We start from the raw sequence: 18,698 nt of genomic DNA, 5'->3' as shown, positions 1-18,698 counted from the left end.
AGAGAAGCCAATCCAAGGGATCAACGATGATTGCCAAGCCCCGCTCGGGAGCAGCTCCCGCAGTGACCGGCCGGACGTCGGCGCCGAGGGCCCGCCACTTCCGCGGGAGCCTCGGCAGGTTTGCCACCGGCGTCGCCATCGTGACGTTCGACGGAGCCGCCAGGCGCCACGGCATCACCGTTAATTCCTTCACGTCCGTGTCCATGGAGCCGCCGCTGGTCCTGGTCAGCATCGCCCGGACCGCCAGGGCGCACGATGAGCTCTCCGGCCGGCCATTCGCGGTGAACATCCTCGGGGCGGAACAGCGGCACCTGGCAACGCATTTCGCCGGCCGTCCAGGGCCGGAACCCCGGTGGGTGGAAGGTGCAACGGCGCCGCGCCTCTCCGGCGTCCTGGCGTACTTCGCGTGCACGCCCTGGGCCGAATACGACGGCGGGGACCACACCCTGTATCTCGGGGAGGTGGTGGACTTCGACTACCGCAGCGGCGACGCCCTGGCGTTTGCCAACGGCGCCTACACCACCATTCCGGAGAGCTTGCTGGGCATGGAGGACCTCCTGTAGCCCGCCCGCAGCCGAGCAAACCCACTGCAGCTCAACGATGACTGGAGAAACAAAAATGGGAATCCGAACCGGACAGCAGTACCTGGACAAGCTCAACGGCATGACGCCGCACGTGGTGATCGACGGGGAAGTGGTCAGCCAAAAAATTGCGGAGCACCCTGCGTTCCGCAATGTGGCCAGGTCCTACGCGAAGCTCTTCGACATGCAGCACGACCCTGCGTACCAGGATGCGCTGACGTACACCTCGCCGTCCACCGGAGACCTGGTCAACGCGTCCTTCCTGGTTCCGAGGACCATCGAGGACCTGCAGCGCCGGCGCCGGGCAATCTCCACGTGGGCCGAATCCTCCAACGGCTTCCTGGGCCGCTCGGGTGACTACATGAACTCCTCCCTGACCGCGCTCAGTACCGCCGAAAAATGGTTCTCGCAGGCCGATCCCAGGTTCGCCGATAACGTCCGCAACTACTACGAGTGGGCCCGGGAGAATGACGTCCTGGCCACGCACACGCTCATTCCGCCGCAGGTCAACCGCTCCGTGTCAGGCTCTGAACAAATGGGCGGACAGCTGTCGGCGCACATCGTCGAGGAGCGGCCGGACGGCATCGTGATCAGCGGTGCCCGCATGCTGGCCACCATCGCCCCCATTGCCGATGAACTCCTGGTGTTCCCTTCCACCGTGCTGCGTGGCACCCCTGATGACGCTCCGTATTCGTATGCGTTTGCCATCCCCAATGATGCTCCGGGCCTGAGATACCTCTGCCGCACGTCGCTGTACAACGGCGGCAGTACCCATGACGAACCCCTGGCGTCGCGCTACGAGGAGATGGATGCGGTGGCCATCTTCGACAACGTGTTCGTGCCGAGCGAGCGGATTTTCATGCTCGGCCACCCGGAACTCTGCAACAGCTTCTACGCGGACACGGGCGCGGGGGCCCTCATGACGCACCAGGTGGTCACCCGGACCATCGCCAAGAGCGAGTTCTTCCTGGGCCTGGCCTCCGAACTGGCGGAGTCCATCGGGATCGACGGTTTCCAGCACATCCAGGAGGATATTGCGGAGCTGATTATCGACGTCGAGATCGGCAAGGCGCTGGTCCGCGCCTCGGAAGCTGACGCCGGCCTCAACGAGGCGGGTGTGATGCTGCCCAAGTGGACCACGCTGAATGCCGCCAGGAACTGGTACCCCAAGATTGCCCAGCGCTTCCCGCAGATCATCCGGAAGTTCTCCGCCTCCGGATTGATGGCGCTCCCGGGGGAGGCTGACGTCAACAGCGGGGCCAGGACGGACATTGACATGTACCTGCAGGGAAAAACCCTGACCGGCCCGGAGCGCGTGCGCCTCTTCAAGCTGGCCTTTGATGCCTCCATTTCGGGGTTCTCGGGCAGGCAGTCCCTCTATGAATACTTCTTCTTCGGTGATCCCGTCCGGATGGCCGGTGCCCTCGTCAACAGCTATGACCGCGAACCGGTCCGGGCGAGGGTGCGCGAATTCCTGAACCGGATGGACTGACCGTCCCGCCGGCCCGGGTCCGGCCGCCGCCCACGAGGCAACGGAACGCGATCCAAAGATTTAGTGCGCTTTGTCACACATTCGAGTATCCTCATACCAACTGACCGTTCGATCGGTAATTCGTTCAACGTCAATCCACATTCGGCAGTAGCTTTTCCCGGTACTGCCCACAGCCACGGAGTTCCAATGACCGCAACTTCACACGTCGATTCAGAGGCGGGTCCCAGCAGCAAGCATGAGGAACGCAAAGTCCTCGCAGGGACGCTGGTCGGCACCACCATCGAGTGGTACGACTTCTTCATCTTCGCCCAGCTGACCGCAACGCTGCTGTCCCCGCTGTTCCTTGCCCCGCTGAACGATTCCAACCCCGGCCTGGCGCAGATCCTGTCCTTCGCGCTGATTGGCATCAGCTTCCTGTTCCGTCCGCTGGGTGCCATCATCGCCGGCCACCTGGGCGACCGCCTGGGCCGCAAGGCCATGCTGGTCTTCACCCTCGTCATGATGGGCGCGGCCACTGCCCTGATCGGCATGCTGCCGACCTACAAGGACATCGGCGTCTGGGCTCCGATCCTCCTGATCACGCTCCGCATCATCCAGGGCTTCTCCGCCGGCGGCGAATGGGGCGGCGCAGCCCTGATGGCCGTGGAGCACGCTCCCAAGAGCAAGCGGGGCCTGTTCGGCGCCTACCCGCAGATCGGCGTTCCCGTCGGCATGATCCTGGCCACGGGCCTGCTGTACTTCCTCAACACCGGCATGTCCAAGGAAGACTTTGCTGCGTGGGGCTGGCGCGTACCGTTCCTGCTTTCCATCCTGCTGATTGTGGTGGGTTACCTGATCCGCCGCGCCGTGGCTGAGAGCCCGGTGTTCCAGGAAATGATCGAGCGCAAAGAGAAGGCCAAGGCACCCCTCGGCCAGCTGATCAAGTTCCACAAGAAGTCCGTGCTGTACTCCACCATGATCTTCATCGGCAACAACGCTGCGGGCTACCTCCTGATCGCGTTCTTCATCTCCTACGCCACCAAGTCGCTGAAGATGCCGGTCGCGCAGATCCTGCTGGCCACGACACTTGCTTCCTTCGGATGGCTGATTTTCACGCTGGTGGGAGGCTGGCTCTCCGACAAGATCGGCCGGGTCAAGACGTTCCTCATCGGCTACGGCATCGTCTTCGCCTGGATGATCCCGATGTTCGCCCTGATCGACACCAAGAACATCATGCTCTACGGCCTGGCCCTCTTCGTACTCACCATCGGCCTCGGACTGTCCTACGGCCCGATGTCCGCCATGTACGCCGAGATGTTCCCCGCCAACGTCCGCTACTCGGGCATTTCCATCGGCTACGCATTCGGTGCCATCCTGGGTGGTGCGTTCGCGGCCACCATCGCCGAGGCGCTGCTGCAGAGCACCAAGTGGACCGGCTCCATCGGCATCTACATCATGGCACTGTGCGTCATCTCGGCTGTGGGCGTTGTCCTGGCCAAGGAGACCAAGGGCCGCCCGCTGGGCGTCAGCAGCCACCACTAATGGCGGGCTGGCTGCAGCTTTCCTGACAGGCTCGACGGCGGGCGCGGACCACTTCGGTCCGTGCCCGCCTTTCTGGTGCCTGGACGCTTTTCCACCGCCGTCGTTCTGTCGGACTCTCAGCGCCGTTCGCCCGGCCGCCGTTTCAGCGCGTGAGTGCTTCGTCGTCGGTTAGTTGTTGATCCTCGATCCGCGCGCTTCTGAACTTGGAACAAAGGAGCACAATGGAGGCCAACAGTAGAACTGCGAAGGAAGCCCAGAGCGCGGTGCCGGCCCCCGCCGTTGTGGCTAAAAGCCCGCCCAGCGGGGCGCCGATGACGATCATTCCGCGGTTCACTGAACGCATCGTGGCACTCATCCGGGCGATGAGGCCGTCCGGGGTGACCGCTTGGCAGTACCCCATTTCCAGCGGGCCTTCAACGCCCATGGCCGCGCCGAAGAACAACTGCCCTGTGCCCACTAACGCGATAGCGACCCATATGTCCCCGGTCCATTGCAGCGGAGAGGCATACGATTCTCCGGTGCGTGGCCCACCAGCGACGACCGGCGCGAGGGCCACCAACGCAATCGCGACCGGCTGGGCTATACGTGCCATAACCATTGTCCGGCCCGTACCCCACCGGTGGCCCAGTCGGGTGGAAACTGTCGTGCCGATGACAGCCCCGATCCCGGCACACCCCATGACCAGGCCGAGACCGACGGCACCCATACCAAGATCGTTCAGAATCACAGCCGGTAGGACGGTCCCGAGGATGGATGAGCCGACAAACCAGATGTGGGTGCTGCACGCCAGGGGCGTCAGGTAAGGATGCCTGTAGACCCAGCGAAGACCCTCCGCGACCTTCCGGTGAAGCCGCTGTCCGCTGTGAACTGGAGCCTGGGATGGCCGCTCCAGAGTATGGAGGACCGCTGCTGAGAGGAAATACGAGGCGGCATCCAGTAACAAAGCAAAAGGAGCTGTCACCAGTGTGACCAGACCGCCGGCTACTGCACCTCCAGTGGTTTGTGCCACGGTATCGCTTTGCTGCAGCCGAGCGTTGGCCTTGGTCAGTAAGGTTCTGGGGACCAGCTGCGGGAGGAGGCTCTGATGCGCGGCGTCACTTGTCAGCGCGAGTGTTCCAAAGGCAAATATCAGGATCACCAGGGCCGGAACGGAAAGTACGCCAGCTGCCGACGCCAAGGCCACGCCAGCCAGTATCAGGCCGCGGCCAAGGTCCCCGCCGATAAGGACTGTCCGGCGGGGAAGCCGGTCAATCCACACTCCCGCCACAAGACCGAAAAGCAGGTACGGTGCCCACCGCGCGGCATTGACCAGGCCCTGGTCAAGTGCTGTTCCGTTCATCGTCACCAGAATCAGGACGGACAGGGCCACGGAAGTTATATAGGTGCCAAAATCGGACACCGTGGAGGCCAGCCAGAACCGTACAAATGGCGGATATCGACGAAGCTTCGGTGCCGAAGCAACCGGGCTGTCGGAAGTGACTCCCACCTATTCCCCCATCAATTGTTTGGCTTACAGGATATCGACGGCGATTCGGGTCCCCGGCGGTGCGCCACTTCCGTTGGAAACGCTAGATCGGCTTTGAAGCGGATCGGAGCGCTGCAACGACAGGCGCGGTTCCGTCTTCGGATGCGAGGGCTGCCGCGAGTTGGCGTGCACGCGCGGTGTAGGCCGGCGCCGTGGTGGCCTGCGTGATGGCCTCGGCCAGCCGTTCGGTGGTGAGTTCCTTGTACGGGACCGGATGCGGGCCCGCGCCGAGGGCCGTGATCCGCGCGGCCCAGAACGGTTGGTCCGTATAGATCGGGACGCTGACCGTCGGCACACCGGCGCGGAGCCCCGCGGCGGCGGTCCCCGCTCCGGCGTGGTGTACCACCGCTGCCATCTGCGGGAACAGCCACTCGTGCGGAACGGCGCCGATACTGATGGCATTGGTCCCCGAGACACCATCTACGCCTTGGAGCACCGCGCGCACCCCCGCGCGGCGCGCGGCCGAGAGCAGGAAATCCGCGTCCAGTGCCGCGCTGCTACCAAAGCCGATGAAGACCGGGGGCGGTCCGTCGGCGATGAAGTCGACCAGCTCCGCAGGAGGCTGCCAGCCCGGCTCGGCTTCCGGCCACCAGTAGCCGGTCATGCTGAGTCCGGATCGCCAGTCCGCCGGGCGCGGAAATACGGCGGGGCTCATGCCGTGGAGAATGGGGCGGTTGGTTTTCCTTCGGGTGCGTTCGGACGCAGACCGGGCCTTTTTGGGCAGGCCGAGCACCTGGCGGATTCGGGCGCTCGGGGCGTCGTAGGGTGCCTTTGCCGCGGATATCAGTGAACCGAGCAGCTTGTTTCCGGCCGGCCCCAGGCTGCGGCCGGTCCCAAGAAGCACAGGCGGGTAGGCGGTGCTGGGTTCGGTCGGCTGCAGATGGGCGCCGATCGCCGGGACGCCGAGGGCCTCGGCAACGTCGTAGGCATACGGGGCGATCGCATTGGCCAGGATCACGTCGGTGCCAGCCTCGGCCGCGGCGAGCGTACCCGTCGCGGCCAGGTCCATGTAGTCACCGAGTTCGCGCATGTACCTGCGCAGATCCGCGCCCGTGGCCTTCTTCCCGGGCGCGGCGGGGTTGACAAGGTGGCTCATGTCGCCGGGCAACTCGCGGTGCTCACACCCCGCAGCGGTGACCAGCGGGGCATGGGCGGCATTCGCCGCGATTGCGACGTCAAACCCCAAGGTTCGAAGTCTGCTGCCGAGCCCGGACATCGGGGCGACATCGCCTCGAGTCCCCGGCGTAACCATGAGTACTCGCATGCCATCCTCACTCCGATTGATTGCGATCACCGTTCGCAATCGAGTATATAGTGAAATGGGCGCGGAACTATCCCAAGCGGTCGAACGAAAGGCGGTACAGGCATGCCCACCCATGACCCCATTGACTTGTGGCGGCGGCCGGAGCGTTCGGGCGTGGGACCGAAACCTGAACACTCGCGCACGGGGATTGCGGCGGCGGCGATCGATATCGCCGACCGGGACGGCTTGGCGGCGGTGTCCATCCGGCGCGTGGCCGCCGGCGTCGGGGCCGGGGCAGCGTCCCTGTACCGGTATCTGAAATCCCACGACGAGCTCATCGAGCTTATTGTTGACACGGTCGGTGGCGAATACGACCTCGACTCCTCGGGTGCGCCACCAGCGGTCCAGTTGCTGAACCTGGCACGGCAGGGCCGGGACATCATGCACCGGCACCCGTGGCTGGCTCCGCTGCTGCTGACGCGACCCTCATTGGGCCCCAACGGTCTCGGATATCTGGAGCATGCTTTGTCCGCGCTGAGGACGGTGGACATGCCCGGGCCCACCAAGCTGCAGACCGTGGCCATGCTGACGGCCATCACTTCCGCATTCGTGCAGAATGAGCTTGCATCAGCCGCCAACTACGGGACGGGTCCCGGCGGGGCGAATGTGCGCCTGGACTACCTCTTTGAAGTGGTCCAGTCAGGGAAATACCCGCTGCTGGCCGGCGCACTCACCGGACAGCACGACCCCGAGAGGCCGGAAGAAGTGTTTACCAGGGTCATCACCAACTATCTGGCAGGCGCGGGCCTTCCGATCCCCGCGGTCCGGCCACCTGCGTGACTGCGTCCCCGGGAGGGTCAGGAACTCCTAGACGCTCAGGAACTCCGTTGCCGCCTGCTTGAACGCCCTGCTGGTGATCACATTGCTGTGGTTCCGGCCGGGAATCAGCAGCTGCTCCACGAGCGCCCCTGATTTTGCGCCCAGTTCGGCGAGCTCGGGCATGGTTGCGGCGCGGTCGTCCTTCTCTCCGGCCACAAGCAGCATGGGCATGTGGGGGATGGCTTCCGCCGGATCGAAGGGTTCTCCCTTGATCGCTTCCACGAGCGACAACAGCGCGAAGACATTGTTGCTGGGCAACCCCTGCGCCATCTTCAACAGGCCGGCTGTGGATTCGTCCGCGATGGGCGTGCCGTCAGCCAGGTAGCGCTGCGCCGCCACCAGGTCAAAGGCCGCCAGCGGGTCCGCGACGTTGGGGCCGCCGAGCACCAGCCGGTGAACCAGTTCAGGCTGGGTGGCACCGAATTCCCAGGCGAGCCGGGACCCGAGGGAGTAGCCGATCACGTCGAGCCCGCTGGCAGGGTCGCCGTCCCGCAGAGGACGGACGCCGGCGTCGAACGCCACTTGCAGGAGGTCCGCGCGGATCCTGCTGGGGCTGTACGAGTCCATGTCTTCCGGGGCTCCGCTGCGGCCGTGGCCGGGCAGGTCCACGGTGATGACGCGGCGGCCGGCCTCCAGCAGGGCGGCGAGCCAGCCGGTGTCCTGCCAGTTGAGTTTGGTGGACGAGGAAAATCCGTGCAGCAGCAGGACGGGCCGTAGGCCGGCGTCCGACTCCGGCTCGTGCACCTCCACGTAAAGCTGGGGGTCGGTGCCCTCCACGGTGTGGTGGTGCTGCTCGCCGGTGTGCCTGCCGCTCATGGTGTCAGTCCTCATCAAGTACGGCGCTCAGGCGGACCCGGCGCTTCGGTGCCTCTTCCTTCGGGACCGTGCCCACGATGCCGGCAGTGTTGTCCGGCACCTCAAACACAATCAAGGGCTCGCCGACATTGATCTTGTCACCGGGCCCGCCGTGGATACGCACCACTTTACCTGCCTGCGGACTGGGCAGTTCAACAGCGGATTTAGTGGTTTCAACCTCAACGAGGGGCTGGTTCCGTTCCACCTGGTCACCGGGTGAAACCAGCCATTCCAGCACGGTCGCCTCGATGAGGCCCTCGCCGAGGTCGGGAAGCGGGAAGGAAATTTCAGCCACGGCGGTACTCCAATACTCGCTGGATGCCAAAGAGGATCCGGTCCACGTTCGGGATGTATTCGTCTTCAAGGTCCCCGGATGGATAGGGGACGTCGAAGCCGGTGACGCGCTCCACGGGTGCCTTGAGCGTGTCGAAGCAGGCCCGGGTAATCAGTTGGGCCACCTCGGCGCCGAGGCCGGAGGTCAGCGGCGCCTCATGGACGACGACGGCGCGCCGCGTCTTCCGCACGGACGCCGCCAGGGCGGCTTCGTCGATCGGCTTGAGCCAGCGAAGGTCCAGGACCTCGACGTCGATTCCGTCCTCGGCGGCGAGCTCTGCCACCTGCAGGCAGCGCGCCACCATCGCCCCCCACGCGACGAGGGTCAGGTGGCGGCCTTCACGCATGACCTTCGCGCCGGTGGGGGAGCCGCCGTCGGCCTCGGCATTGGCGAGGTCCACCTCGCCCTTTTGCCAGTACCGCGACTTCGGCTCCATGAAGATCACCGGGTCCGGCCGCGTGGCTGCGTACTTGAGCAGGTGGTAGGCCTCGTGCGGGTTCGACGGCGAGACCACCTTGAGTCCCGGAACGTGCGCAAAGAGCGCCTCCAGGCTTTCGCCGTGGTGTTCGGGGGCTCGGATGCCGCCGAAGCTGGGAACCCGCAGTGTGATGGGCATCGGCAGGGTGCCGCGGCTGCGGTAGTTCATCCGTGCGATCTGGCAGACGATCTGGTTGATCGCCGGGTAGGCGAAGCCGTCGAACTGGACCTCGGGGATGGGGTGGAAGCCGGCCATCGCCAGGCCCACGGACATACCCAGGATTCCTGATTCGGCCAGGGGGGTGTCAAACACCCGGCCGCTGCCGTGCTTCGCCTGGAGGCCGTCCGTAACGCGGAACACGCCGCCCAGCCGTCCGCAGTCCTCACCGAAGACCAGCGTTTTCGGGTTTTCAGCCAGCACCTCATCCAGGGCACGGTTGAGTGCCTGCTGCATGGAAAGCTGTTCAACGCCGTGGCGTGGAGTTCCGTCGGCCATGGCGGCCCCGCTCTCAAGGGTTGCATTAGACATGTTCGGACTCCTCGCGCCAGTTGGCGGCCTGGGCCTGCAGCGCAGGGGTGGTTTCCTGGAAGACCAGGTCGAACATTTCGTGGCCGGGCCGGTACCCGAGTTCCCGGACACCGGCGCGGAGGAGTTCTTCTTCGGCCTTGGCGGCTGCCAGGGCTTCGGCAAAGAAGGCCTCGTCGGCGACCCCGTCGGCGAGCAGCCGCTTCCGGAACCGCTCAAGCGGGTCTTCCCCGGCGTCGTTGCGCTCGTCGTTGAGCGAGCGGTACCGTCCCGGATCGTCGGAGGTGGAGTGCGGGCCGCGGCGGTAGGTCATGGCCTCGATGAGTGCCGGGCCGTGGCCGGCGCGGGCGTGCGCGAACGCGCGCCGGGTCGCCTCGACCACGGCCACGACGTCGTTCCCGTCGATCCGCAGGGCCGGGATCCCGTAGCCGGCGGCGCGGGCCGCCACGGATCCGCCGGCCACCTGGCGCTCCGTGGGGACCGAGATGGCCCAGCCGTTGTTCTGTACGAAAAAGACGACGGGAGCCTTCATGACGGCTGCGAAGTTCATGGCCTCATGGATATCGCCCTGGGACGACGCGCCGTCGCCGAAGTACGTCATGGCCACGCCGTCCTTCTGGTCCAGCGTCTGCCCGTGCGCCCAGCCCACCGCATGGAGCACAGACCCGCCAACCACGGCCTGGATCGGAGCCAGACGGGACTCCAGCGGGTTGTAGAGCCCGCCATGCCACGTGGCCTTGTGGGTGGACATGTACGCCACCATGTCCACTCCGAGGGCCCGGGCCACGCCCATTTCGCGGTAGGTGGGGAAGACGAAGTCGCGTGCCGTGTCCACGGCGTAGCCGCTTCCCACCTGGGCGGCCTCCTGGCCGAGTTCGGGGGCGTAGCCGGGGATGAGCCCCTGCCGCTGCCAGGCGATGGCTGAGGTGTCCAGATGCCGGACGGCCACCATCAGCGAATACAGTTCGCGGAGCTGCTCGGCGGACAGGGGTTCGGGAAGTGGTCCCGACAGTTGCCCGGCGTCGGTGCCGCTGAACGGTAAAGGCGAGATGTCCATGATTGTGACCCTAGTCACCCGCACAAGCCTAGGCAATCAGCTCACTTTTCACCGGCCAGATTGTAGGAAGCTGCCACGTGTGGAGCCGTGGTGCTTAGCAATTTGTTCGGCTTGGTGCCTACTTTGCCGCTCTATCCTGCCGTGACGCTGACACCTTGGCGCCGATCCGGCAGGCCGCGGCAATGGCGGCGACCAGGACAATGGTGCTCACCAGCTGGCGGCTACTCTCGGGGCTGCTGAAGCCCACGGCGAAGATCAGTGCCAGGAGGACCAGCCCGAAGATTGTCAGGCCCGGGAAGCCCTTCATCCGCAGCGGAAGCTCGGTGCCTTCGCGGTCCGCCCTGCGGCGCAGGATCAACTGGGAGACCAGGGCGGAGCCCCAGACCATGAGGCAGGTTGAGCCCACCAGCTGGAAGAGCGCCGGCAGGATCTGTTCAGGGAACAGGAGCTCCAGGACGGCGGCCAGGAAGCCGAAGGCAACTGACACTCCTACGGCAACCATGGGCACCCTGGCTTTGTTCAGCTTTGACAGAAAGCCCGGTGCTTCGCCGCGTCCGGCCAGGGAGTAAATCATGCGGGAGGCGCCGTACAGGTTTGCGTTGAGGGCGGACAGCAGCGCGACGACGGCCACCAGGGTGATGGCGGTGCCCGCTCCCGGGATCCGGGCGGCGTCAAGGACGCCGGCGAACGGCGAGGCCAGGGATTCGGAGGTCGCCGGGAGAACGGCGGCAATGACAAAGACGGAGCCGATGTAGAACACCAGGATCCGCCACAGCACCGTGCGAATCGCCTGGCCCACGCTGTGGCGGGGGTTCTCGGTCTCGGCGGCGGCAACGCTGACGATCTCGGTGCCGCCAAAGGCGAAGATCACCACGAAGAGTGCGGTGGCAATTCCGCCGAGGCCTGCCGGGGCGAAGCTGTTGGTGATGTTGCTCAGGCCCGGGCTTGGTACGTCAGGCAGCAGGCCAAGGAGCAGGGCTGTGCCGATGCCCAGGAACATCAGGATTGCTGCCACCTTGAGGATGGCGAACCAGAACTCGAATTCGCCGAAGTTGTTGACGCCGGCCAGGTTGATGGCGGTGAAGAGGGCCATGAACACCAGTGCCATGACCCAGACGGGCACTACCGGCCAGACCGTGAACAGAAGGCCTGCCGCGCCGAGGGCTTCAGCGGCGATGACCACCACCAGCTGCAGCCACCACAGCCACCCCACTGTTGCGCCGGCAGTCCGGCCCATGGCCTTTTCCGCGTAGACGGAGAACGCGCCGCTGTTCGGATTGGCGGCGGCCATCTCGCCCAGGGCCCACATCACCAGGATGATGAGGGTGCCGGCCACGAGGTAGGAGATCAGCACGGCCGGTCCGGCGGCCTGGACGCCCGCTCCCGAGCCGAGGAAGAGTCCGGCCCCGATGGCGCTTCCCAGCCCCATCATGGTGAGCTGGCGGGGTTTCATGCTGTGGCCGAGCGAAGTGGATGGGCGCTCTGCGGTGGACTTCATCGTCATGCTTGCGAACCTTCTTGTGGTCGGTGGTTGGTCCTTTTGGGACATATTGAATTTACCGTCCCGAACCGGCCCTTCCGCGCAGCTTCCGTGAGATCATGGTGGCAGTTTGCGGATGAATTTCCGTTTTATGTGGCGATTTGTAAGCCAGGTGCAGGATCTGAGGGGAATTCGATGAATGTGGACGCAATGGACGCCAAAATTGTCCGATTCTTTACCGATTCACCCAGGGCCTCTGTACTCGAAGCCTCGCGGGTCCTGAAGATCGCCCGTGCCACGGTGCAGTCACGGCTCGACCGGATGACGGCCGGCGGGGTGATCGGTTCATGGGTTCCGCAGCCGGACCCCTCCCGCTTCGGGTACCCGGTGGTGGCGTTCTGCTCGCTTACCATCAACCAGGACCTGGGCCACGACGCAGTGGTGGAGGCGCTGGCCCGCATCCCTGAACTGATCGAGATTCACACAGTTTCCGGAAGTTCAGACCTCATGGCGCGGATCGCGGCACGGTCCAACCCGGACCTGCAGCGGGTCCTGGACGCCATGATCGCCACGAAGACCGTGCTGAGGTCCTCGTCGGTGATCGTCCTCAACACCCACTTCCAGGGGCGCACGCTGCCGTTGCTCGAGGCCGCCGCCGCAATGTGACCTGCCGCATTTTGCCCAGGCGTCCGGCAGTCGTACCATTAGTTCTAGTCATCATGACTATAACTAGCCGAGGTGCCGCGAACGGGACCACAGGCTGAAGCCCAGGGGCGCCGCATCGGCGCAAGGAAAGCGGGGTGAACCGCCGTGTACACGAGCTCTTTCAACGTTGCCGAGCGGCAGTCCGCACCGCCGTCGCTCGCCATCTCCACGGTGATCTTCGCCCTCCGCCCCAGCGAGAAATCCGGGCGCCCAACGCTCTGGCTACCGCTGGTGCGACGGATCCGCGAGCCCTTCAAGGACCTGTGGGCGCTGCCCGGAGGGCCGCTGACCCACGCTGAATCCCTGCAGGACGCGGCGTCGCGGAACCTCCGGGAAACCACCGGGCTGGCGCCAAACTACCTGGAGCAGCTGTACGCCTTCGGCGGCCTGCACCGCTCCCCGACGCAGCGCGTGGTGTCCATCGTGTATTGGGCGCTGGTCCAGCCCACGGAAGCCGCGCTCGCCGACGAGTCCGAAAACGTCAAGTGGTTCCGGGCCGACCGCCTGGGAGACCTGGCCTTCGACCACAACGCCATCGTGGACTACGCCCTCGGGCGCCTGCGGAACAAGCTGGCCTACGGTTCGGTGGCCTACCACCTGCTGGGGGAGTACTTCACTCTGGCCCAGGTCCGGGAGGTCTACGAAGCCGTCCTTGACCGGGAGCTGGATCCGGCGAACTTCCGCCGCCAGCTCAAGTCCACGCCGGAAATCGAAGAAACCGGCGAATACCTGCAGGGCGGAAAACACCGCCCTCCCCGCCTCTACCGCTTTACCGGCCGCCCCGGCCTTGACCCAGATAACAGGAGCACACCATGAGCAGCGTCAACACGGCAATCCAGTTGATCACTCGCGAACAGGCCGCCAGCAGTGCCACAGCCATCGCAGCAGGCGCTTCGACCTGCAGCCCGGCGCTGGCACGCGGGCCCTGGGACTACGACCTCGCCGAGGCCCTTGCCGGTGTGCCTGCTTACGGCCCGGGTGCTTCCAGCTCGGACGTCGCCCCCGCGGCCACCCCGCGCCAGGGGCAGCTGCCGGAGGAATACAAGAAGGCGAGCGACGCCGAACTGGACGTCCGCATCCGGGCGGCCAAAGCCGCCCTCGGGGACAAGGCCGTCATCCTCGGGCATTTCTACCAGCGGGACGAGGTGATTGAGTACGCCGATTTTGTGGGCGACTCCTTCCAGCTGGCCAATGCCGCACTGACCAAACCGGACGCCGAAGCCATCATCTTCTGCGGCGTGCACTTCATGGCGGAAACCGCGGACATCCTCTCTAAGCCGGACCAGGCGGTCATCCTGCCGAACCTCGCCGCCGGGTGCTCGATGGCGGACATGGCCGACATCGACTCCGTGACCGAATGCTGGGAGCAGCTGGAAGAGCTCTACGGCACCGAGCCCGACGCCGACGGCCGGGTTCCGGTCATCCCCGTCACCTACATGAACTCCTCTGCCGCGCTCAAGGGCTTCTGCGGGGAGCACGGCGGAATTGTCTGCACGTCCTCCAACGCCGCCACGGTCCTCGAGTGGGCCTTCCAGCGGGGCCAGCGCGTCCTGTTCTTCCCGGACCAGCACCTGGGCCGCAACACCGCCAAGGCCATGGGTGTGCCAATGGAACAGATGCCCATGTGGAACCCGCGCAAGGACCTCGGCGGCAACGACGAACAGACCCTGCTCGATTCCCGCGTCATCCTCTGGCACGGCTTCTGCTCGGTGCACAAACGCTTCAACGTGGGGCAGATCGAAAAGGCCCGCGCCGACTTCCCCGGCGTCAATGTGATCGTCCACCCCGAGTGCCCCATGGAAGTCGTGGACGCCGCAGACTCCGCCGGGTCCACCGACTTCATCAAGAAGGCCATCGCCGCTGCCACCGAGCCCACCACGTTTGCCATCGGCACTGAGATCAACATGGTCAACCGGTTGGCGGCGGAGTACCCGCAGCACACCATCTTCTGCCTGGACCCGGTGATCTGCCCGTGCTCCACCATGTACCGCATCCACCCGGGCTACCTCGCATGGGTGCTGGAGGCGCTGGTCAACGGCGAAACCCTGAACCGCATCACCGTGGACCACGACGTCGCTGCACCGGCACGGGTGGCCCTGGAGCGGATGCTGGCGGCACGGCCGTGACCAGGCCCGGTACGGCATCCGGCGGCACTGGCCGCCAGCCGCTCCGCCGCCTCGTGGTAGTGGGCAGCGGCATCGCCGGACTCTACGCAGCGCTCCAGGCGGCAGACGCCGAAAGGGGCGGGGCGGCTGAGGTTGTGCTGCTGAGCAAAGGGCAGCTGGAACACAGCAACACCTTCTATGCACAGGGCGGCGTATCCGCCGTGCTGGAACCCGGCGAGGCCGCCCCCGGCGACTCCGTGGAGGCCCATATTGCCGACACACTGGCAGCCGGCGCGGGACTGAACAACACCGACGCCGTCCGGGTCCTCTGCACGGAAGCAGCAGAGGACATCGCCGGGCTGCGGCGCTTCGGAGTCACCTTCGACGCGAATGCCCGGGGGGACACCGCGCTGGGGCTGGAAGCGGCCCACTCCGCGCCGCGCATCCTGCATGCCGGCGGGGACGCCACCGGCGCCCGGATTGCCCGCGGACTGATTGCCGCCGTCCTGGAACGGGCGGTGTCCGGCCAACTGCGCCTTGAAACCGGCGCGTTTGTCACGGAACTGACGACGGCGCATGGCCGGGTGACCGGTGTGGAGTACCTGCAGAACGGTGAACCCAGGAGCATGCCTGCCGACGGCGTGCTGCTCGCCACCGGCGGGGCGGGCAGGATCTTCGCCCGCACCAGCAATCCCTCGGTTGCCACTGCGGACGGCCTGGCGCTCGCCTGGCGCGCAGGTGCCGCGGTGGGCGACCTCGAGTTCTTCCAGTTCCACCCCACCACCATGGCCATGCCCGAAACGGCAGGCGGTCCGCCGCCCCTGCTGGTCTCCGAAGCCGTCCGCGGCGAAGGCGCACTGCTGCTGGATGCCGACGGCCGCCGCTTCATGCCGGACTACCATCCGGACGCCGAACTGGCACCGCGCGACGTCGTCTCCCGCAGCATCGCGCTACACCTGGCCCGGACGGGCGCACCGGCAGACACCCCGGTGTACCTGGACGCCCGGGGGATTGAAGCGGCCAATGGCTCCGGCTTCCTGGCACGCCGCTTTCCCACCATCGATGCCGCCACGAAGGCGGCAGGCTACGACTGGACCGCCGAACCGCTTCCGGTGTCCCCGGCGGCCCACTACTGGATGGGCGGAGTGGTTACGGACCTGGCCGGACGGACCTCCGTGCCGGGACTCTACGCAGCCGGCGAGGTGGCCTGCACCGGCGCCCAGGGTGCCAACAGGCTGGCCAGCAATTCACTGCTCGAAGGGTTGGTCTTCGGGCGGCGCGCCGTTGAGGCCTTCCTTTCACCCGGGCCGGGCTGGGTGTCGCACGACAGCACTGCTCCGCGTGCTGTGTCGGCCGCGGGCGGCCTCCCCTTGACGCACGCTTCCGCAGCCCTGTCGCGCGACTTCGCCGGGGAAGCAGCCTCAGCGGAGACGCCCGAAGGTGTTGTGATGACTGTGCCTGATGCCGGGGTGTTCTCCCGCGAGGCTCTGGGGCGGTTGATGACGAGTGCTGCCGGTGTTCTGCGCACGGGGCCGGACTTGGATGCTGCGGCACTCCAGTTGGCGCTCTGGGCGGATTCCATCGGCTCCGCTGAAGCCAGTGATCCCAGGGAACACGAGGACCGCAATCTGTTGCTGGCAGCGCGGCTGCTCGTGGCGGCCGCCCGGAAGCGGACCGTATCCGTGGGCGCCCACTACCGGGCCGACACGGACCCGGCGCCAGCCCCAACCCATTCGATGCAAAGGATTTCCTCATGACCACCACCGCCCAGGAAAAGCCGGCCGTGGCCGCCGTCGAACTTATCGGCAGCCTTCCCGGCGCCGCCGTACTGGGGGTGCTGCGCGCTGCGCTCGCCGAGGACGCCCCCTACGGCGACATCACCTCCCAGGTCCTCATCCCGGCGGACGCGCGGGCGACGGCGGTGCTCAACGCCCGCGTTCCCGGCGTCCTCAGCGGGGGAGCCGTGTTTGCCGCCGCCATGAAGCTCACGGACCCGGACGCCGTCGTCGAACTGCTGGTGGCAGACGGTCAGAGGTTCGGCCCGGGTACGCCGCTGGCCAGAGTGACCGGCAACGCCCGGGCAGTCCTGCTGGCGGAGCGCGTGGCACTGAACCTGGTCCAGCGGATGAGCGCGATCGCCACCAGGACTGCCGAATTCGTGGACCTCGTCCAGGCAACCAAAGCCCGTATCACCGACACCCGCAAAACGACACCCGGCCTGCGCGTGCTGGAGCGCTACGCGGTCCGCTGCGGCGGCGGCGCCAACCACCGTTTCAGCCTGTCCGACGCCGTGCTCGCCAAGGACAACCACCTCGCGGTGATCACGGGCGGAGACCCGGCGAAACTCACCGCGGTGCTCAGGGCGGCCAAAGCGCAGCTCGGCCACACCACGCACTTCGAAGTTGAAGTGGACCGGATGGACCAGGTGGAAGCGGTACTCGCCGCCGGAGTGGACACCATCATGCTGGACAACTTCACGCTCGAGGACCTGGCCGCAGGCGTGGCCCTGGTGGACGGGCGCGCCCGGGTGGAAGCCAGCGGCAACGTCAACCTTGAAACGGTGGCAGCGATCGCCGCCACCGGCGTGGACGTCATTTCCATCGGCGGCCTCACCCACAGCGTCATCGCCCTCGACCTGGGCCTTGACATTGAACTGCTGGACATTGATCCGACGGACATTGAACCGACGGTGGGCTGAACCGGCCATGATCTTCCTGGATGCAGCGGCCACCACGCCGGTCCGCCGCGAAGTGCTGGAGGCCATGTGGCCGTACCTCACCGGCGACTTCGGAAACCCGTCGAGCCACCACTCGCTGGGGGAGTCCGCGGCCACGGCGCTCGCAGGCGCCAGGACCGCCACCGCCGGGGCGCTGAACTGCCGACCCGCGGAGATCACCTTCACCTCCGGCGGCACGGAAGCTGACAACCTCGCTGTGAAAGGCATCGCCCTGGCCCGGCAGGCCGCGGACCCTGCCCTCAACCGCGTGGTGATCAGCGCCGTCGAACACCCCGCCGTGGAGGAATCGGCCCGGTACCTCGAACGGTTCCACGGCTTTGCCGTGGACGTCGTCCCGGTGGACGGCTTCGGACAGGTCACCACCGCGGCACTCGCGGCTGCCCTCCGCCCGGAAACCGCACTGGTCAGCGTGATGTACGCGAACAATGAGGTGGGAACGGTCCAGCCAATCAGGGAGCTCGCCGCCCTCAGCCGTGAACGTGGCATCCCGTTCCATACAGACGCAGTCCAGGCCGCGGGCTGGCTGCCGATGGACACGAAGATCCTTGGCGTGGACGCAATGAGCATCTCAGGCCACAAACTCGGCGCTCCGAAAGGCAACGGGGCGCTGTACGTGCGGAGCCGCACCCGCATTGAACCGCTGCTTCATGGCGGCGGGCAGGAACGCGGACGCCGCTCAGGAACAGAGAATGTTGCAGGCGCCGTGGCACTGGCCACGGCACTGGCGCTGGTCCGCCCCGGCCAGGAGCACGTCGCTGCGCTCCGGGACGACTTCATCCGCGAGGTGCTGGCCGGAGTGCCCGGCGCGCAGCTGACGGGACACCCTGCGGAGCGACTGCCCTCGGTGGCTTCGTTCTGCTTCCCGGGAACCAGCGGGGAATCGGTGCTGCTGGAGCTGGAGCGGCAAGGCGTGGTGTGCTCCAGCGGCTCCGCCTGCGCAGCCGGATCGGATGCCGCCTCGCCGGTGCTGCTGGCGATGGGCATTCCCGCCGACGTCGCCCAGACCGCGGTCAGGTTCAGCTTTGATGCATCGGTGACCGCGGCGGAACTGCACGAGGCGGCAGCAGCCGTTCGGAACGCCGTGGGAAGCGTGCTGGCGCTCGGCATCCGCTAACCGCATTCCGGCGCGGGCCGTCCGGCGTCGACCGTTGGAGTCCCGCCGTCGCGATCAGCAGCCAGGG

Annotated in this window: 17 protein-coding genes; 10 read left to right on the top strand and 7 right to left on the bottom strand. The window is 66.3% G+C overall.

The window, feature by feature from the left end; translation table 11 throughout:
* Window positions 1-26 precede the first annotated feature (26 nt).
* The 3 genes from RW112_RS01540 (at window position 27) to RW112_RS01530 (ending at window position 3,594) form a co-directional block, all read left to right on the top strand.
* Complete coding sequence (locus RW112_RS01540) at window positions 27-563, top strand: flavin reductase family protein (RefSeq protein ID WP_317780116.1); 537 nt, start codon at window positions 27-29, stop codon at window positions 561-563.
* A gap of 55 nt (window positions 564-618) precedes the next feature.
* Window positions 619-2,073, top strand: a complete 1,455-nt coding sequence (gene hpaB, locus RW112_RS01535) for a 4-hydroxyphenylacetate 3-monooxygenase, oxygenase component (RefSeq protein ID WP_317780115.1) — start codon at window positions 619-621, stop codon at window positions 2,071-2,073.
* Window positions 2,074-2,259: 186 nt separating this feature from the next.
* Window positions 2,260-3,594: an MFS transporter gene (locus RW112_RS01530; RefSeq protein WP_317780114.1), complete on the top strand. Its 1,335-nt coding sequence runs from the start codon at window positions 2,260-2,262 to the stop codon at window positions 3,592-3,594.
* 142 nt (window positions 3,595-3,736) lie between these two features.
* Here RW112_RS01530 and RW112_RS01525 read toward each other — a convergent pair whose 3' ends face one another.
* Together RW112_RS01525 and RW112_RS01520 are read right to left on the bottom strand one after the other, a co-directional pair.
* Entirely contained in the window at window positions 3,737-5,080 is a 1,344-nt protein-coding gene (locus tag RW112_RS01525) for an MFS transporter (protein WP_317780113.1), read from the bottom strand.
* A gap of 82 nt (window positions 5,081-5,162) precedes the next feature.
* On the bottom strand, window positions 5,163-6,305 hold the full coding sequence (locus RW112_RS01520; protein WP_317780112.1) for a glycosyltransferase: 1,143 nt from the start codon (window positions 6,303-6,305) through the stop codon (window positions 5,163-5,165).
* 180 nt (window positions 6,306-6,485) lie between these two features.
* On the opposite strand from RW112_RS01520, the gene RW112_RS01515 reads away from it, so the two are divergent.
* A complete protein-coding gene (locus RW112_RS01515) occupies window positions 6,486-7,202 on the top strand; it encodes a TetR/AcrR family transcriptional regulator C-terminal domain-containing protein (protein WP_317780111.1) in 717 nt (238 codons plus the stop codon).
* A 27-nt stretch (window positions 7,203-7,229) separates the two neighbouring features.
* Here RW112_RS01515 and RW112_RS01510 read toward each other — a convergent pair whose 3' ends face one another.
* The 5 genes from RW112_RS01510 to RW112_RS01490 form a co-directional block, all read right to left on the bottom strand.
* Entirely contained in the window at window positions 7,230-8,057 is an 828-nt protein-coding gene (locus RW112_RS01510) for an alpha/beta fold hydrolase (protein ID WP_317780110.1), read from the bottom strand.
* Window positions 8,058-8,061: 4 nt separating this feature from the next.
* Complete coding sequence (locus RW112_RS01505) at window positions 8,062-8,391, bottom strand: biotin/lipoyl-containing protein (protein WP_043482513.1); 330 nt, start codon at window positions 8,389-8,391, stop codon at window positions 8,062-8,064.
* A complete protein-coding gene (locus tag RW112_RS01500; RefSeq protein ID WP_317780109.1) occupies window positions 8,384-9,436 on the bottom strand; it encodes an alpha-ketoacid dehydrogenase subunit beta in 1,053 nt (350 codons plus the stop codon). Before RW112_RS01500 ends, RW112_RS01505 begins: the two co-directional genes overlap by 8 nt.
* Complete coding sequence (locus RW112_RS01495) at window positions 9,429-10,385, bottom strand: thiamine pyrophosphate-dependent enzyme (protein WP_317780807.1); 957 nt, start codon at window positions 10,383-10,385, stop codon at window positions 9,429-9,431. The genes RW112_RS01500 and RW112_RS01495 overlap by 8 nt, the downstream gene beginning before the upstream one ends.
* Window positions 10,386-10,608: 223 nt before the next feature.
* A complete protein-coding gene (locus RW112_RS01490) occupies window positions 10,609-11,994 on the bottom strand; it encodes an amino acid permease (RefSeq protein ID WP_317780108.1) in 1,386 nt (461 codons plus the stop codon).
* Between the two features lie 171 nt (window positions 11,995-12,165).
* On the opposite strand from RW112_RS01490, the gene RW112_RS01485 reads away from it, so the two are divergent.
* The 6 genes from RW112_RS01485 to RW112_RS01460 all read left to right on the top strand — a co-directional run bounded on the left by RW112_RS01485 (window position 12,166) and on the right by RW112_RS01460 (window position 18,631).
* Entirely contained in the window at window positions 12,166-12,636 is a 471-nt protein-coding gene (locus RW112_RS01485; RefSeq protein ID WP_317780107.1) for an Lrp/AsnC family transcriptional regulator, read from the top strand.
* A gap of 144 nt (window positions 12,637-12,780) precedes the next feature.
* Entirely contained in the window at window positions 12,781-13,491 is a 711-nt protein-coding gene (locus tag RW112_RS01480) for an NUDIX hydrolase (RefSeq protein ID WP_317780106.1), read from the top strand.
* The gene (gene nadA, locus RW112_RS01475) at window positions 13,488-14,801 is read left to right on the top strand and encodes a quinolinate synthase NadA (protein WP_317780105.1); all 1,314 of its coding nucleotides are present in this window, start codon (window positions 13,488-13,490) and stop codon (window positions 14,799-14,801) included. Before RW112_RS01480 ends, nadA begins: the two co-directional genes overlap by 4 nt.
* The gene (locus RW112_RS01470) at window positions 14,798-16,537 is read left to right on the top strand and encodes an L-aspartate oxidase (protein ID WP_317780104.1); all 1,740 of its coding nucleotides are present in this window, start codon (window positions 14,798-14,800) and stop codon (window positions 16,535-16,537) included. The genes nadA and RW112_RS01470 overlap by 4 nt, the downstream gene beginning before the upstream one ends.
* Window positions 16,534-17,478 (top strand): carboxylating nicotinate-nucleotide diphosphorylase, encoded by a 945-nt coding sequence (nadC, locus tag RW112_RS01465; RefSeq protein WP_317780103.1) that lies wholly within the window; start codon window positions 16,534-16,536, stop codon window positions 17,476-17,478. The genes RW112_RS01470 and nadC overlap by 4 nt, the downstream gene beginning before the upstream one ends.
* 7 nt (window positions 17,479-17,485) lie before the next feature.
* Entirely contained in the window at window positions 17,486-18,631 is a 1,146-nt protein-coding gene (locus RW112_RS01460) for a cysteine desulfurase family protein (protein ID WP_317780102.1), read from the top strand.
* The last annotated feature ends 67 nt before the right edge of the window (window positions 18,632-18,698 follow it).

The sequence above is a fragment of the Arthrobacter sp. B10-11 genome, assembly GCF_033142195.1.
GTDB classification, from domain to species: Bacteria; Actinomycetota; Actinomycetes; order Actinomycetales; family Micrococcaceae; genus Arthrobacter; species Arthrobacter oryzae_C.
Note: the sequence above shows the minus strand (reverse complement) of the source record. Positions and strands in the feature narration are given on the sequence as shown.

What these genes read in the sequence shown, in the direction of transcription:
- RW112_RS01540 (WP_317780116.1), top strand. Translation starts at nt 27, where the DNA reads ATGATTGCCAAGCCCCGCTCGGGAGCAGCTCCCGCAGTGACCGGCCGG.
- hpaB (WP_317780115.1), top strand. Translation starts at nt 619, where the DNA reads ATGGGAATCCGAACCGGACAGCAGTACCTGGACAAGCTCAACGGCATG.
- RW112_RS01530 (WP_317780114.1), top strand. Translation starts at nt 2,260, where the DNA reads ATGACCGCAACTTCACACGTCGATTCAGAGGCGGGTCCCAGCAGCAAG.
- RW112_RS01515 (WP_317780111.1), top strand. Translation starts at nt 6,486, where the DNA reads ATGCCCACCCATGACCCCATTGACTTGTGGCGGCGGCCGGAGCGTTCG.
- RW112_RS01510 (WP_317780110.1), bottom strand. Translation starts at nt 8,057, where the DNA reads ATGAGCGGCAGGCACACCGGCGAGCAGCACCACCACACCGTGGAGGGC.
- RW112_RS01500 (WP_317780109.1), bottom strand. Translation starts at nt 9,436, where the DNA reads ATGTCTAATGCAACCCTTGAGAGCGGGGCCGCCATGGCCGACGGAACT.
- RW112_RS01495 (WP_317780807.1), bottom strand. Translation starts at nt 10,385, where the DNA reads ATGGTGGCCGTCCGGCATCTGGACACCTCAGCCATCGCCTGGCAGCGG.
- RW112_RS01490 (WP_317780108.1), bottom strand. Translation starts at nt 11,994, where the DNA reads ATGACGATGAAGTCCACCGCAGAGCGCCCATCCACTTCGCTCGGCCAC.
- RW112_RS01485 (WP_317780107.1), top strand. Translation starts at nt 12,166, where the DNA reads ATGAATGTGGACGCAATGGACGCCAAAATTGTCCGATTCTTTACCGAT.
- nadA (WP_317780105.1), top strand. Translation starts at nt 13,488, where the DNA reads ATGAGCAGCGTCAACACGGCAATCCAGTTGATCACTCGCGAACAGGCC.
- nadC (WP_317780103.1), top strand. Translation starts at nt 16,534, where the DNA reads ATGACCACCACCGCCCAGGAAAAGCCGGCCGTGGCCGCCGTCGAACTT.
- RW112_RS01460 (WP_317780102.1), top strand. Translation starts at nt 17,486, where the DNA reads ATGATCTTCCTGGATGCAGCGGCCACCACGCCGGTCCGCCGCGAAGTG.